Source organism: Metabacillus niabensis (assembly GCF_020524345.1).
In the GTDB taxonomy this organism is placed as follows: domain Bacteria; phylum Bacillota; class Bacilli; order Bacillales; family Bacillaceae; genus Metabacillus; species Metabacillus niabensis_B.
Genome location: NZ_JAIVLH010000001.1, coordinates 180,093 through 195,441, shown reverse-complemented (window position 1 = coordinate 195,441; position 15,349 = coordinate 180,093). Strand labels below are relative to the sequence as shown.

Annotated in this window: 16 protein-coding genes; all 16 read right to left on the bottom strand. The window is 36.6% G+C overall.

Annotated elements, in window-relative coordinates:
* Nucleotides 1–129: 129 nt before the first annotated feature.
* Entirely contained in the window at nt 130–513 is a 384-nt protein-coding gene (locus LC095_RS00965) for a diacylglycerol kinase family protein (RefSeq protein WP_226526403.1), read from the bottom strand.
* Nucleotides 485–967, bottom strand: a complete 483-nt coding sequence (ybeY, locus tag LC095_RS00960; RefSeq protein ID WP_226526402.1) for an rRNA maturation RNase YbeY — start codon at nt 965–967, stop codon at nt 485–487. Before ybeY ends, LC095_RS00965 begins: the two co-directional genes overlap by 29 nt.
* A complete protein-coding gene (locus tag LC095_RS00955; protein ID WP_226526726.1) occupies nt 967–3,093 on the bottom strand; it encodes an HD family phosphohydrolase in 2,127 nt (708 codons plus the stop codon). Before LC095_RS00955 ends, ybeY begins: the two co-directional genes overlap by 1 nt.
* Nucleotides 3,094–3,348: 255 nt before the next feature.
* Nucleotides 3,349–4,317 carry a PhoH family protein gene (locus tag LC095_RS00950; protein ID WP_226526401.1) on the bottom strand — a complete coding sequence of 323 codons (969 nt, stop codon included), beginning with the start codon at nt 4,315–4,317 and terminating at the stop codon, nt 3,349–3,351.
* Between the two features lie 3 nt (nt 4,318–4,320).
* Nucleotides 4,321–5,508 (bottom strand): sporulation protein YqfD, encoded by a 1,188-nt coding sequence (gene yqfD, locus LC095_RS00945; RefSeq protein ID WP_226526400.1) that lies wholly within the window; start codon nt 5,506–5,508, stop codon nt 4,321–4,323.
* A gap of 146 nt (nt 5,509–5,654) precedes the next feature.
* A complete protein-coding gene (yqfC, locus tag LC095_RS00940) occupies nt 5,655–5,942 on the bottom strand; it encodes a sporulation protein YqfC (protein ID WP_026558703.1) in 288 nt (95 codons plus the stop codon).
* Between the two features lie 68 nt (nt 5,943–6,010).
* Complete coding sequence (locus tag LC095_RS00935) at nt 6,011–6,514, bottom strand: hypothetical protein (protein ID WP_226526399.1); 504 nt, start codon at nt 6,512–6,514, stop codon at nt 6,011–6,013.
* Between the two features lie 79 nt (nt 6,515–6,593).
* A complete protein-coding gene (gene floA, locus LC095_RS00930) occupies nt 6,594–7,586 on the bottom strand; it encodes a flotillin-like protein FloA (protein ID WP_226526398.1) in 993 nt (330 codons plus the stop codon).
* A gap of 28 nt (nt 7,587–7,614) precedes the next feature.
* Nucleotides 7,615–8,937, bottom strand: a complete 1,323-nt coding sequence (locus LC095_RS00925) for an NfeD family protein (protein WP_413467438.1) — start codon at nt 8,935–8,937, stop codon at nt 7,615–7,617.
* Between the two features lie 275 nt (nt 8,938–9,212).
* Nucleotides 9,213–9,659, bottom strand: coding sequence for a GatB/YqeY domain-containing protein (locus LC095_RS00920; RefSeq protein WP_026558699.1), 447 nt, complete (start codon nt 9,657–9,659; stop codon nt 9,213–9,215).
* 14 nt (nt 9,660–9,673) lie between these two features.
* Nucleotides 9,674–9,847 (bottom strand): 30S ribosomal protein S21, encoded by a 174-nt coding sequence (rpsU, locus tag LC095_RS00915; RefSeq protein WP_015595024.1) that lies wholly within the window; start codon nt 9,845–9,847, stop codon nt 9,674–9,676.
* A gap of 212 nt (nt 9,848–10,059) precedes the next feature.
* Nucleotides 10,060–10,728, bottom strand: a complete 669-nt coding sequence (deoC, locus tag LC095_RS00910) for a deoxyribose-phosphate aldolase (protein WP_226526397.1) — start codon at nt 10,726–10,728, stop codon at nt 10,060–10,062.
* 164 nt (nt 10,729–10,892) lie between these two features.
* Nucleotides 10,893–12,254 (bottom strand): tRNA (N(6)-L-threonylcarbamoyladenosine(37)-C(2))-methylthiotransferase MtaB, encoded by a 1,362-nt coding sequence (gene mtaB, locus LC095_RS00905; RefSeq protein ID WP_226526396.1) that lies wholly within the window; start codon nt 12,252–12,254, stop codon nt 10,893–10,895.
* 6 nt (nt 12,255–12,260) lie between these two features.
* Nucleotides 12,261–13,016 (bottom strand): 16S rRNA (uracil(1498)-N(3))-methyltransferase, encoded by a 756-nt coding sequence (locus LC095_RS00900; protein WP_226526395.1) that lies wholly within the window; start codon nt 13,014–13,016, stop codon nt 12,261–12,263.
* Nucleotides 13,017–13,034: 18 nt separating this feature from the next.
* Complete coding sequence (gene prmA, locus LC095_RS00895) at nt 13,035–13,973, bottom strand: 50S ribosomal protein L11 methyltransferase (protein WP_226526394.1); 939 nt, start codon at nt 13,971–13,973, stop codon at nt 13,035–13,037.
* Between the two features lie 40 nt (nt 13,974–14,013).
* Complete coding sequence (dnaJ, locus tag LC095_RS00890; RefSeq protein ID WP_226526393.1) at nt 14,014–15,135, bottom strand: molecular chaperone DnaJ; 1,122 nt, start codon at nt 15,133–15,135, stop codon at nt 14,014–14,016.
* Nucleotides 15,136–15,349 lie beyond the last annotated feature (214 nt).

Here is a 15,349-nt window from a genome sequence, read left to right as displayed (position 1 = left end):
TAATTTTCACAGTAATTTCACGCCTAATTCTGCATTTGTAATTTAATTGTAAGAATTTTCGAAAATTAATCAAAATAGACTAAAAATGATGTTCGAACTCCTTACAAGTATCTTGAAAACACTTTTGTTTTATGAGGCAAAAAGGTGATTGGTAATCAGGATTATTCCAATTATAAATGAAAGAATCGCGTAAACCAAAACAGCCCCTGCCGCTGCATCCTTAGCAACTTTAGCTAACGGATGCTTTTCACTTGTTATCATATCGACAACATGCTCTATTGCTGTATTAATCAGTTCAAGCGCAAGCATACCACCGATTAAAAACAGGACAATCATCCATTCAATTATTGAAAAACGTAATACCATGCCGGTTATAAACATAATAATTGATATGGCAACATGTATTTGAAAGTTTCGTTCAGATTTAAATGTGGATACAATTCCATTCCAGGCATATTGGAAACTCTTATAAAAACGTACCCATTCAGAATTCTTCTGATCTTTTGAGTCCATAATTATTTAATATTTCCTTTTGTTTTGTAAACATCACTTTTTCCTCAGAATCTGTCATATGATCATACCCTAGTAAATGTAATAAGCCATGAACTGATAAAAAGCCCAGCTCTCTCATGAAAGAATGACCATATTCTTCTGCCTGCTCTCTTGCTCTTGGAATTGAAATAATAATATCGCCAAGCACACGGGGCTGATCACCCCCTACTATTTCTAGTTCTCCCTCACTCATTTCTTCTAGAGCAAATGAAATAACATCTGTTGGTTGATCTTTATCCCGATATTCACGGTTCACTTCTTGTATACGTTCATTTGTTACAAATGTGACCGACAGCTCTGCACCTTCAGAAACGTCTTCCACATCAGCAGCAAATTGAAGAAGCTCTTCAACAGTCTTTATTTGTTCCTCTGTTAATTCACTTGTTTCATCATGACTGTCAATTGATAGTCTCATTATTTCACCTTCTGTTTTTTAGTTAATTCTGGATACTCAATCCGCGAATGGAAAATCCCTTTTAAAGATTCGCAGAATGATTTGGCAATAATATCTAATTCTTTTAATGTGATATCACATTCATCTAATTGATGATCTTGTAATCGATCAGAAATAATTGATCTGACCAACTTTTCAATTTTCTCTGGTGAAGGGTTTGCCATAGAACGTACTGCAGCCTCTACACTGTCCGCGATTGAAATAATGGCAATTTCTTTTGTTTGCGGCTTAGGTCCTGGATAGCGAAACTCTTCTTCATAAATAGAATCATTTGATTGTTTAGCTTGGTGATAAAAATATTTTAAAAGTGTTGTGCCATGATGCTGCTCGGCAATATCGATAAACTCTTTCGGCATTTTATGCTTTCTTAACATATCAACACCATCGGTTACATGAGCAATGATAATATTTTTACTAAGTTGTGCTGACAGTTTGTTATGTGGATTCTCAATATTCATTTGATTTTCTATAAAATACTGAGGACGCTTTGTCTTCCCTATATCATGATAGTATGCGGCAACTCTTGCAAGTAATCCATTTGCCCCAATGGCTTCACATGCTGATTCACTCAGATTGGCCACCATTACACTGTGGTGGTATGTACCAGGTGTTTCCGTGAGAATTTTTCTAAGTAACGGATGATTCGGATTTGATAACTCAATTAATTTCATTGTTGATAAAATACCAAACCCTGTTTCAAAAAATGGCATGAAACCTATTGTTAAAACAGAAGACACAAGCCCTGATACGCACGCCATAATAAAATAGGAGCTTATTTCTACATTTGAGTAGCCGCCGTTTCTGATTAACATAATTGCTGTTAAAGCAAGAATATTAACTCCGGCAACAAATAAACCAGCCTGCAGGATTTTTGAACGAAGATTGTGTTCTCCTAAAAATAATACTGCTGCCAAACATCCAAAAAGATAGTAAATTCCAATTGAAAAGTTAAAACTCCCTGTTACACCCTCATTAAAAATAACACTTCCGCAAACTGCAAAAATCATACTTGTCCATATAGCTAGTCGCTCATTTAACAATAATTTGACCAGCATGACTCCCATTGCAACCGGCACAATATAGCCAATATGCGTATAATCAATTTTCTGAAACAAGCTAATGATCTTCATTAGAAGAATGGTAATTGCAAATATCAAACAATATAATAACAAAAAATTATTCTTTTTAGAAATGGGACTATCTTTCTTCTCAAAGAAATACACAACGCCTGATATAATCAGAAGCACAAATATCCCGAGTCCTAAAAAAGGTTTAATGGATTGTTGATCATCCAGCAAACCAACAAGCCCTAACTTTCTGTATATCTCACGATTAATCAGCTCATTTTCTTCAACAAGAATTTGACCCTGTTTAATTTGTGCTTCTTTAACGCCATCAATGGCTAACTGCCGCTGTTCTTCAGTTGCGGTTAAATCAAATACATAGTTTGGTGTAATGGCAAAACGAGCTAAAAATATGGCTGATTCCATTATTTCAGTTCGCATAGACGTGTATTGCAGTTCTTCCTCGACCTGTTTTTTTGCTTCTGTCAGCTGAACAATAGGAATCTCTTTGCTCATGACATTGTTTACAACGGTTACAACAGCGTCTTTTGCCAAAACAACTTCATCTTCTGTAGTTTCTAGTAATGGAAGAAATGTTTCTCCAGGAATTTTTTTATTAATCGAAGGGGTTAGTTTTTCTTGTACTTTTTCAACTTGTTCCTCCACAGTTGGTTTTGCAGATTCTGAATTTGCCGCCTCTTCTTTTCGTACTTCAATAACTGTGTCAAAAATTGAAGAAATTAAATCGACTTGTTTTTCAGTTATTTCTTTTTTCAACACATATTGATCTTCTACAGAGTCATACGCTTCTTGGCGTTTCCGCTCTGTTTCAACCTTATCCTCGACAGTTGCTGGAGCATATATCGTTTCATCAGAAACTGTAAAAAGCTCAATATCAAGCGTCTCAGGCTTTACATTACTATATAAAGCAACAAATAATACGACAGCTAATATTGCATATAAAAAAACATATAAAAATCGATATTCTTTAAATTTCTCTACTATTCTATTCGTTTTTTTCACTTTTTTTGAGTTAGGTTTTTCCTTTTTCAACTTTGCACCACCCTCTAAACCCCTTCAAATGAAAGGCCTTTTTTACCGTTCTTCTTCCATTATTCAATTTTATCGAAAAATGTTCAACTATTAAGACAAAATATGACAAAAAAAGCTCTTCTTGCAAGCACTTTCATTTGTGTTGACTAATAAAATATACATCGTTCTCTTGTGATTTTTACACAGTCTGTGAAAAAGAAAGTGACCCGTTTCAAACTTCTCGGGTCACGATCCTTCTTTGGAATTTTCATATGCCGTAATAATTTTTGCAACAAGCGGGTGTCTAACAACATCAGATTGTTCAAGATGAACAAAAGACAAGCCACTTACATTGGTTAGAATGTCTTTCGCAACAGACAACCCTGATTTTACTCCTTTTGGCAAATCTACCTGTGTAATATCACCTGTTATGACCATTTTCGATCCAAATCCCAATCGTGTCAGGAACATTTTCATTTGCGCAGGTGTCGTATTTTGGGCCTCATCCAAAATAACAAATGCATCATCAAGGGTTCTACCTCTCATATACGCCAACGGGGCGATTTCAATCGTACCACGTTCTATTAAGCGTTGAGTATGTTCCATACCTAACACATCATGTAAAGCATCATATAAAGGTCTTAGATAGGGATCTACTTTCTCTTTTAGATCACCGGGTAAAAATCCAAGGCTTTCCCCTGCTTCCACTGCAGGCCGTGTTAAAATAATTCGTTTTACAGATCCCAGCTTCAAAGCATTCACTGCCATCACAACGGCCAAATAAGTTTTTCCTGTTCCGGCAGGACCGATTCCAAAAACAAGGTCTTTATTTTGAATAGCTGAAATATAGTGGCGCTGCCCTAATGTTTTGACTCGAATGGATTTACCTTTGGCTGTTTTGGCAATTTCTTGAATATAAAGATTCTCTAACTGATCTAACTTTTTTTCCTTTGCCATACTAATGGCATAAAGAACATCGCGTTCACTTATGTTTATTCCTTTTCGGATGATGAGGAGTAAGGATTTTAATAATTCATCTACTAGTTGTACATCTTCAGCATTTCCTGAAACATATACACCTTCTCCCCTTGTTACAATGGATACGTTTAGTTCTTCTTCAATTCTTTTTAAATGAATGTCATGGTTTCCAAAAAGCGCTATCGCTTCATTTGGATTTTCTACTTGCTGATTCATTGTCACTAATTCTTCTGGCATTCTTTAGTCTCCCTGAACAATTGGTGTGGTTTTCACAATATTTTCAATTGCTTGATATAGTACGGTTAACCTAACTTTACCATTCTCATTCGTTTGGTGCAAAACTTTTTCTCCAGTTACCATCTCTTTATCATCTAAATTTCCCTCTATATCCTTTCGACCACGATCTAATGCAGCCTCCTTGGCTTGTTCAACTGTATATTTCCTCGTAACTTCTTCTTTTTCAAGGTAGGTTTCATTTGCATATGCGATCGGTAACGTAAAATTCAAAAACTTCAAGTGATATACATCATCTTCCACTTCAAACGTTTTATACATATTTTTTCCAAATCCCCATATTGGAATCCTAAAATCTCCTATTTGAAGAAAATGCTTATCCTTAGTATTCCCAGTTAATACTTGAAAAGTCGTATTTAAGGGAACTGAAATTGTTGTTTTATACCAGGTCTCACCATATATTTCAGCTTTTGCTGGAACTTTCTTTTGGTCCTCTTCCTTACCAATCAAACCTGAAACTAAAACTTGTCCTTTTGTTACGTGTTCATTCAATGTAGTTAATGGCTGCCCCTGCTCAACAAACATTTTTTTAATGACTGCTTCTTTTTCTGCGACAATGTTTCTTGGACTAACAAGCTCTTCTTCTTCAGGTTGATTTTTTTCTACAACTTTTAAATGATAGGTTGTTCCCATCAGTTCAACTCCAACCCATGTAATTTGCTCAATATTATCGGTTAAGGATTTTTGTATATCATCCGGATTATCAACGAAAAATTGAAGCTTACCTGTTTTCACTCCAATTCTTGCTAATTCTTTTTTTATAATATGTTCTGTTTCGGGTGATGCACCCTCAACCTTAATTCCCCAGATCATATTTGATAAAACAAATATAACAATTAAAAATGCCAATAAACCGAGAACAAATCCGCTGTTTTTCCAAGACTTCCTTATTAAGAAAGGAAAACCTGCTCTCCTTTCAAACCGGCATTTACATTCATTTTTTCTTACAACTGAACGAAGGGCATGTACATCTCGGAGGCGAATAAAAAAACTTAAGCTATTATTTTTGCTGCGCTTTACTTTCCAAATAACGATACTTTCTCTCATACAGTCATTTAAAAACCTTTCTGTTCCTCTCCCCTCGATATTGACTTTTACAACACCATATAGATAACTAGTCCATTGATTTTTCATCCTTCTCCCCCTCGTAAACCACATTACACTTAAATGTTCTATTCTTTTTGTCTGCTGTGTTCTCTTAAATGATCCACAGCAGACGCCAGAGATCATGTCCCAAGATCTTTTGGTTTTTATCCTGAGTACATATAACAAAAAAGAAATTACGTTTCATCGAGATATAAAACTTGAACGATTTTTCCTTCTAATAAAATTTCTTCCGGTAGGATCGTCTTTATGACAAAGGCCTCGCCTTTAATTAATAATTGTCCCTGCTTGAGTAGTAGGCGAAGCTCAGTATCAGTAAATTTTAGGAGTCCACGATGATTTTCTATGTAAATATGAAGCTGTCCAACCATCGTAATTCTAGGAAGATCCATCATGACATCCGGCGGTAGTTCGATTGTGTTGGTGATCCATCGTGTAAGTTGCTGGCGCCATTTTTTTGCCATAAAAAAAGACCCCCTTTCATCTCATATGTATGAGAGAAAATGAAGTCTTATAACAGTTATTTGATAAGTTACGAATGTCTTCCCATTTTTGTATAATGTGGATTTTTGGCACGGGGCGGACCTAATATTTCACTCCAAATAACACCTTGGGCTGCCTTATTTTGATCAATGACAAGAGGATTTTGACGAACATTTCGATTAACTGAAAGTGTTCGTTCCTGAGGCATGACGGACTTTGGTTTAGGTTGCTCTTTTACAACCCTTACCTCTATTTCTTTTTCTGAAGAACGCTGCTTCATCTTCTCATATGCCTCTTGTACCGTTTGAAGAGGCGGCTTACTTCCTTCATTTCTTTTAGATTCAACAGTTGTCATGACAGGTTTAGGTACCGGCCTTGCAGTTGGTCTAGGGTTTTGCCTTGGGTTTTGCCTTGGTTCTTGCCGATTTTTTGGCTGACCAGGTACTTCCGGCTTGTTTTCTTCTTCATTATTTTTATTAGTAAAGAGTCTTGAAAACAACCATACAAGAAATGCCCATACGATTGGATTGGAAATGATATCAGTAATATCCATGTTTTCTCCCTCCTTTTGTGAGGAAAGGGAATAAAGCCGATTTTTTGATCGACTTCCATCCCTTATCATTTACAAATCTTTAAAATTGATCAGAATCGTTCTGGTCTTTATTTGTTTTTCCAATTGAATCTCTCATTTCAGTATCTGCTGTAATATTTTTAATGTTCATATAGTCCATTACACCGATATTCCCTGTACGTAGAGCTTCAGACATAGCTAGTGGTACCTGTGCCTCAGCTTCCACAACCTTCGCTTTCATCTCTTGAACACGGGCAAGCATTTCTTGTTCCTGTGCTACAGCCATTGCTCTTCTTTCCTCTGCTTTTGCTTGTGCAATTTTCTTATCTGCTTCAGCTTGCTCGGTTTGTAATTCTGCTCCAATATTTTTACCGATATCAACATCTGCAATATCGATCGAGAGAATTTCAAATGCTGTTCCTGAATCTAATCCTTTACCTAAAACTGTTTGAGAAATAAGATCCGGGTTTTCTAATACTTTTTTATGATTATCAGAAGAACCGATTGTACTTACAATTCCTTCTCCAACACGGGCAATAATCGTATCTTCTCCGGCACCACCGACTAATCGTTCAATGTTAGCTCTTACAGTAATTCTAGCTTTTGCTTTTACCTCAATACCATCCATTGCTACACCAGCAATAAATGGTGTTTCGATAACCTTTGGATTTACACTCATTTGAACAGCCTCTAATACATCACGACCTGCTAGATCGATTGCAGCACAACGTTCAAAAGTTAATTCAATGTTTGCACGTTCTGCAGCAATTAGTGCATTAACGACGCGGTCAACATTACCACCAGCTAAATAGTGACTTTCCAGTTGGTTCGTTGTAACATCAAGACCAGCTTTATGAGCTTTAATTAATGGATTCACTACGCGACTAGGAATAACTCGACGTAACCTCATTCCAATTAACGTAAATATACTAATTCTTACACCAGCAGCTAATGCTGATATCCATAGTGCGATTGGCACAAATGTAAAGAAAACACCTAAAAAGATTAACCCTAAAAGAACAAGACCAATTAATAGAATAGCAGATGCATCCATTGTTAAATTCCTCCTATTTACCTAAATATTAATCATTTAACTCTCTCACAACAATACGTGAGCCTTCAACTTTAATAACTTTAACCTTTTGACCTTTTATAATATATCCGCCTTCAGTTACAACGTCCAGTCGTTCATCATTAATAACTGCTGTCCCAGAAGGTCTTAATGTTGTTAACGCAATACCTTCTGCTCCAACTAATTCTCGTCTGGAAACATTTGACACATACCCACTTTCGGTATTTGTGGAGTCACGCAATATTAGCTTTTTAAAGATATTCATACGCTTTCCAAACACCTTTACTAATAGAATAGATGCTGCAGAAGCTACAGCAAAAGAAATCAATAATGATATCGTCATATGAACGAAATTCCCTGACGCAACATACAAACTGACAATAACGCTAGCAAACCCTAGTATACCTAATATCCCGCCAGGTACAAATAATTCAGCTATTAAGAAAATAACTCCCAATATAAAGAGTATAATGGCTTCCATCCCTGCCAGACCAGCTACTAGGTGCCCATAGAAGAATAAAAGCAGAGCAGAAATTCCCATAAACCCAGGAACTCCAAATCCCGGTGAATAAAGCTCCACAACTAAACCTAAGCTGCCTATAGATAAAAGAATTGGAACAACTACAGGGTTTGTAATAAATCGGGCTATTTTCTCTGCAAGGCTTTCCTCAGCTTCTATAACCGTTGCACTCCCAAGGTCAAGTTGAGTTAACAAGTCTTCTAAGCTGACAGCAGTTCCTTCTGAATAGCCAACTTCTAATGCCTGCTTTGTTTCTAGTGTTAACAAATCACCCTTGCCGGCACCATATTCAGGAATATCTACATCTTTATCAGCCATAGCTAACGCAAATTTAGGATCACGGCCATTTCGTTCGGCAGATTCGCGCATTTCAGACAGCCACAAAGATTGTGCTTTATCATCAGCTGCATTCCCATCACCTGTGATAACTGCAGCAGAGCCCATTTGACTTCCTGGCGCCATATAAATTTGATCGGCATTTAATGCTATATAAGCTCCAGCTGATATAGCGCGTCTATTTATATAAGCGGTTATTGGAATCTCGCTTGAACGAAGGGTATCTGAAATTTCCATGGCTCCGTCAACTGCTCCACCAAGAGTATCAATTTCCAGGACAATATGATCCACTTTTTGTGTTTGTGCTTCATTTATATTTCTTTTTATATATTGAGAAAGTCCTTTTTCAACAGTTTCTTCGACAGGAATGACATACACTTTTTGAGTCGAATCAGCTTTAGCTATTGACTGATACCCTTGATAAAAACTAAGTAATAAAGCGAAAGCAATCAAAAATAGAAAAAACTGTTTTTTCACTTATTTCCCTCCTTTCACTTTAAATGTTAACGGTTGGACCATACGCATATGGACTCTTGCCTCAAGCTCTTAAAAGGCCATATTGATCACTGAAAATCTAAAGCTTAATCAGATAATAGTAATACGAATGTAAGTGCAAAAGGTTTCATTTTATTTTATGTATACGTTATCTCACTTCTTATTAGTCTTTTTCTTATTTTAGTATGTCTTAAAATAAGAGATTTACTTTTGTAGATAGTAAAAACACCTTGCTAAGGCAAGGTGTTTTTACTCATTTATGATAGCTGTTGTTGCACAAGCTTATTAACAAGACTTCCGTCTGCTTTACCTTTTACTTTGGGCATAAGTGCTCCCATGACTTTCCCCATGTCGGCTTTAGAAGTAGCATTTACTTCTGAAATAGTCTGTTTTACAATTTCAGAAACTTCTTCCTCGGAAAGCTGCTCAGGCATATAATCGACAAGTATATCGATTTCTGCTTGTGTTTTTTCAACTAAGTCCAAACGATCAGCATTTTTGAATTCCTGGAGGGAGTCTTTTCGTTGTTTAAGCTCGCGAGAAAGAACCGTCAATTCTTCTTCAGCAGACAATTCGTTATTGCCAAGTTTGATTGCTTCATTTTGTAAAGCAGCCTTGACCATACGAATAACAACTAATTTGTCTTTTTCTTTGTTTTTCATCGCTTGTTTCATGTCTTGATTCAACCGATCAAGAAGACTCATACGTACACCCTCTTTTAGAATTTGCGCTTTCTAGCTGCTTCAGACTTTTTCTTACGCTTTACGCTAGGCTTTTCATAGAATTCGCGCTTTCTAGCTTCTTGTATTGTACCACTTTTTGATACAGTACGTTTGAAACGACGAAGAGCATCTTCAAGCGACTCGTTTTTACGAACGACCGTTTTTGACATTCTCTTTCCCTCCCTCCGAATACAACCAATCGACATCTTGTAAATAAAACATGTCTATAGTTAAACATGTACTTTGACATTATAATATAATGAATAATACAGGTCAACTCATATCATAAAAAGATCTTGATTTCTGAATAAGTTTAAATGTTAAGTTTATTTTATGCAGATTAAAATTGTTTGATTGTACAAATTGACCAAATGGTTTTGAATTAGTAATCTGATGTTGAAACTTCTCCTTTTACAATGGATACTCCAGAGCTTGCTCCTATTCGTGTTGCACCAGCTTTTATAAGTGCCTCTGCACCTTCTGTATCTCTTACTCCTCCTGAAGCTTTTACACCTATTGTAGGACCTACTGTTTTTCTCATTAGTGAAATATCCTCTACAGTAGCGCCTCCTGTTGAAAAGCCTGTCGAAGTTTTTACAAAGTCTGCTCCTGCTTTTACAGAAAGTTCACATGCTCTAACTTTTTCTTCTTCAGTAAGTAAACTAGTTTCAATAATAACCTTCGTTAATGCTTTCCCATTTGCAGCGTCAACAACTGCTTTTATGTCTTTTAGAATAAGATCATCGTTTTTATCCTTTAGTGCTCCTATATTAATGACCATATCCACTTCTGTAGCACCTTTTTCAATGGCATCCTTTGTTTCAAACGCTTTTGTTTCAGGTGTGTTTGCCCCTAGTGGAAATCCAATCACTGTGCAAACCTTAACTTCAGAGTTCTTTAATAACTGAGCAGCTGTTTCAACCCAAGTTGGGTTTACGCATACGGATGCAAATTGATACTCAGCTGCTTCCTGACAAAGCTTTTCAATAACATCTCTGGTTGTATCTGCTTTCAAGGCTGTATGGTCAATCATATTCGCTATTTTAGACATTATGTATCGACTCCTTATTATAGTTGTCCGACCTCTTACATCTTAACATTTATTCTGTGTAAAAACGAGTACAAAATTAATTTGTACTCCATCACTGCTTTTTATCACATTTTCATTATATAATTCAAAAGGGACAGCATTTTTTATGCTGACCCTTTTTGATATCATGATGTTAATCGAACTTTTTCAGTTGGTTTGTGAATGTCTTCCATTACTTTTACAAACTGCCCCTCATTGTAGGGATACCCGGCTTTCGTAATTTTCACTTTAACAATTTTCCCAACCATTTCTTCATTTGCAGGCAATACAACCTTCAAGTAGTTATCTGTATAACCTACATATAAATCTTCGTTTTGCTCTTCTTTATATCTTTCTTCAGGAATAACCTCTAACACTTCATTTTCAAATTGTGAAGAATATTCCTTCGCAAGTTGATTTGAAAGTTCAATTAATCGATGAACACGATTATTTTTAATTTCTTCATCTATTTGATCATCCATGCGAGCAGCAGGTGTTCCTGTACGCTTGGAATAAGGAAATACATGGAGCTCAGAGAACTTGTATTTTTTAATGAAGTTATAAGTTTCCATAAATTCTTCTTCTGTTTCACCTGGGAACCCAACAATAACATCAGATGTTATGGCTAAGCCCGGTAATGCTTCTTTTAAGCGGTCTAAACGTTCCGCAAAAAACTCCATTGTATATTTTCTGCGCATACGCTTTAATACTGTGTCAGATCCGGACTGAATTGGAATGTGCAAATGACGAACAACTTTGTCTGATTTCTTAAGGACCTCAATAACTTCATCTGAAATTTGACTCGCTTCAATTGAAGAAATACGAATACGTTTCAGTCCTTCTACTTGTTCGTCTAAATCTCTTAATAGCATAGCAAGATTATAATCTTTTAAATCTTCACCATAGCCCCCAGTATGAATTCCTGTTAGTACGATCTCTTTATATCCAGCGTTAACTAGCTGCTGAGCTTGTGCAACAACCTCTTTTGGATCACGAGAACGCATTAACCCACGAGCCCACGGAATAATACAGAATGTACAAAAATTATTACATCCTTCCTGAATCTTTAATGAAGCTCTTGTACGATCAGTAAAAGATGGTACATCAAGTTCTTCATACACACGCGTCTTCATGATATTTCTAACACCGTTAATCGGTTGTCTTTCTTTTTTAAATTGTTCTATATACTCAAGCATTTTCACACGATCTTGAGTTCCTACAACAATATCTACACCTGGTATCGCCATAATTTCAGCAGGTGAAGTCTGAGCATAGCATCCTGTTACGCAAATAACACCATCAGGATTTTTTCTAATCGCTCGTCGAATAACTTGTCGACTTTTTTTGTCACCTGTGTTTGTTACTGTACACGTATTAATGACATATACATCCGCAATTCGTTCGTATTCTGTCCGCTCATAGCCAGCTTCTTTAAATAGCTGCCAAATGGCTTCTGTTTCATAATGATTTACCTTGCAACCTAATGTATGAAATGCTACTGTAGGCATTATTTATCACCTCGATAGTTCGAAATAATAAGAAACAGCAGATAATAAATATAATGGTGCTGTTTCCGTTCTTAAAATTCTTGGTCCAAAACTGCATATATAAAAACCAGTTTGCTCTAATCTTTCAATTTCCTTCTCTGTTAGCCCGCCTTCAGGGCCAAATACAACCAGAAGTGAACTGCCTTCTTCTAATTTTTCGAAAGCTTTAGCCAGATTTTTCTTTTCACCTTGCTTTGCCGACTCTTCATAAGCGACGACCTTCACATCATAGCTTTTTGCTAACTCTATAATATGTTGAAAATCACAAGGCTCTAAAACCTCAGGTATTTTATTGCGGTATGACTGTTCAGAAGCTTCCTTAGCAATCTTATTCCAACGTTCAAGCTTTTTCCCGATTTTCTTTGCTTCAAGCTTCACAATTGAACGAGCAGCATTAAAAGGGATAAATGAAGAAGCACCTAATTCGGTGCCTTTCTGAATGATCCATTCAAGCTTATCCCCTTTAGGCAACCCGCTCGCAATGGATATAGATACAGGTAATTCACGATTCACTGACATCCATTCTAATACAAAACATTGAATCTGGTCATTGGTAATTTCAACAATTTCACAAAGAGCTTCAAAACCATCTTTCGTACAGCATATAATCTTATCGCCTGCTTGCATTCTCAAGACCCTCGAAATATGATGGACATCATCACCATTAACATAAATGGTTGTCTCAATATTAGTTTTATCTTCTTTAATAAAGTACCGTTGCAAAAGAAACGCCTTCTTTCCTTACTTCTTTTTTGCTATAAACGCTACCCAGTCTTCCATAACCATTGTTTCTTCAATGACAAAGCCTGCATTTATTAGGGCTTCTTTTACTTCCTGTTTTTTATTTTGAATAATTCCGGACGTGATGAACGTTCCGTTTTCTTTTAATACGTCATAAGCTTTGTCTATGAAACGAACAATAATTTCAGCTAATATATTTGACACAACTAAGTCAACTGGTCCTTCAACACCATCTAGTAAGTTCTTTTGTGAGACATTTACAACGTTTTGAACCTTATTTAGCTTCACATTTAGTTTTGCGCTCTCAACAGCTACTTGATCTAAATCATAGGCTTCAATTTGTGTAGCACCTAGTAATCCAGCTGCAATACTTAACACACCAGACCCTGTACCAACATCAATGATCGTGTCTTCCTTTTGTACGGTACGTTCTAATGCTTGAATACATAAAACTGTTGTAGGATGTGTACCTGTTCCAAACGCCATTCCCGGATCAAGTTCAATGATCAGTTCATCAGAACTTACCGGCTCATATATTTCCCATGTTGGAACAATGGTAAACTTTTCAGAAATCTTTACGGGATGATAATATTTTTTCCATGCCGTCGCCCATTCCTCTTCATTTACTTCACTGATTGTAATATGATTTCTTCCCAGATCAATATCATATAACAATAGATTGTTGATACCGGCTTTAATTGCATCAACAGTTTCCCCAAGAAAGCTATTCACGGGTAAATAGGCTTTTACAACAACGCCCTCTTCAGGATAATCGGTTGGATCAAGTTGGTAGATTTCACCTAGCGCGGTACTACGTTCTTTCATTAAATCTGCAAGGTCTTCAATGACTACACCACTCGCTCCAGCCTCATGCAGGATATTTGAAATAGGTTCAACTGCTTCTTGTGTTGTATGAACACTTAATTCTGACCACTTCATATCTACCAACTCCAATCCTAAACCATTAAAAATTCGTTAATTAATCACCTTTAAAGGCTCTTTTTACTTTATCAAAAAAACTTTCTTCATGTTCATCAGGTTTTGAACCGCTTATGTCAGCAAATTCTCTTAAAAGATCTTTTTGCTTTTCAGTTAAGTTTGTCGGCGTTAATACACGTAAAATAACGTATTGATCTCCCTGACCATACCCTCTTACATTTGGAACACCTTTCCCAGATAAACGGAATTTCTTACCAGTCTGTGTTCCTGCTGGTACTTTTAATTTTACTTTTCCATGCAATGTCGGTACTTGGATTTCATCCCCAAGTGCTGCCTGTGCAAACGTTAATGGCATTTCACAATAGATATCATCGCCATCTCTTTCAAAGAATTCATGATCTCTTACGTTAAACACGACATAAAGATCACCTGGAGGTCCACCATTTACTCCTGGTTCTCCCTGTGCAGAAACACGTAATTGCTGACCATCATCTACACCTGCAGGAATTTTCACTGATATTTTCTTGCGTTTTTTCACCTTTCCGGTTCCACGGCAAGTTCCACATTTATGTTTGATCATTTTCCCTGTACCTTCACAATGGTGACAGACCCGGCGATTTACGATACGGCCAAATGGTGTATTCTGTTCAACGCTTTGTTGCCCGCTACCACCACAATGTGTACATGTTTCGGGTTTTGTTCCCTTTTGAGCACCTGACCCATTACATGTTTCACAAGTTTCTTCTCTAGGAATTTCAATTGTTGTTTCTTTACCGAATACAGCCTCATCAAAATCCAATGTCATTGTATATTGCAGGTCCGCACCCTGTCTTGGTGCATTTGGGTCTCTTCTACGAGTTCCGCCACCAAAGATTGAGCTGAAAATATCTTCAAATCCAAAGCCGTCTCCACCAAATCCTGCACCGCCACCGAAACCTTGGTTCGGATCAGTATGACCGAATTGATCATAATGAGCTTTCTTTTGATCATCGCTTAATGTTTCATAAGCTTCCGTAATTTCTTTGAATTTTGCATCAGCATCAGCTTCTTTGTTAATGTCAGGATGATATGTTTTTGAAAGCTTTCGATAAGCTTTTTTTATCTCATCCTTACTCGCGTTCTTACTTAACCCGAGGACTTCATAGTAATCACGCTTGCTCATAATTTCTCACTCCCGATTTTCTCACATAAGGTAAATTGTATCACTCAAAAGAGATGAAAAGCAACATAATTATCCATCCATATAATGCTTTTCATTTTAATAAAAAAATCCGGCTTATCCCAGGTCTTAATGGGGAAGCCTTAGTTTTTCATATACGATCATCCATAATATTTTTGTATTTTCTGATCGTGCAAAAAAAGTCAAAGTCAAGACG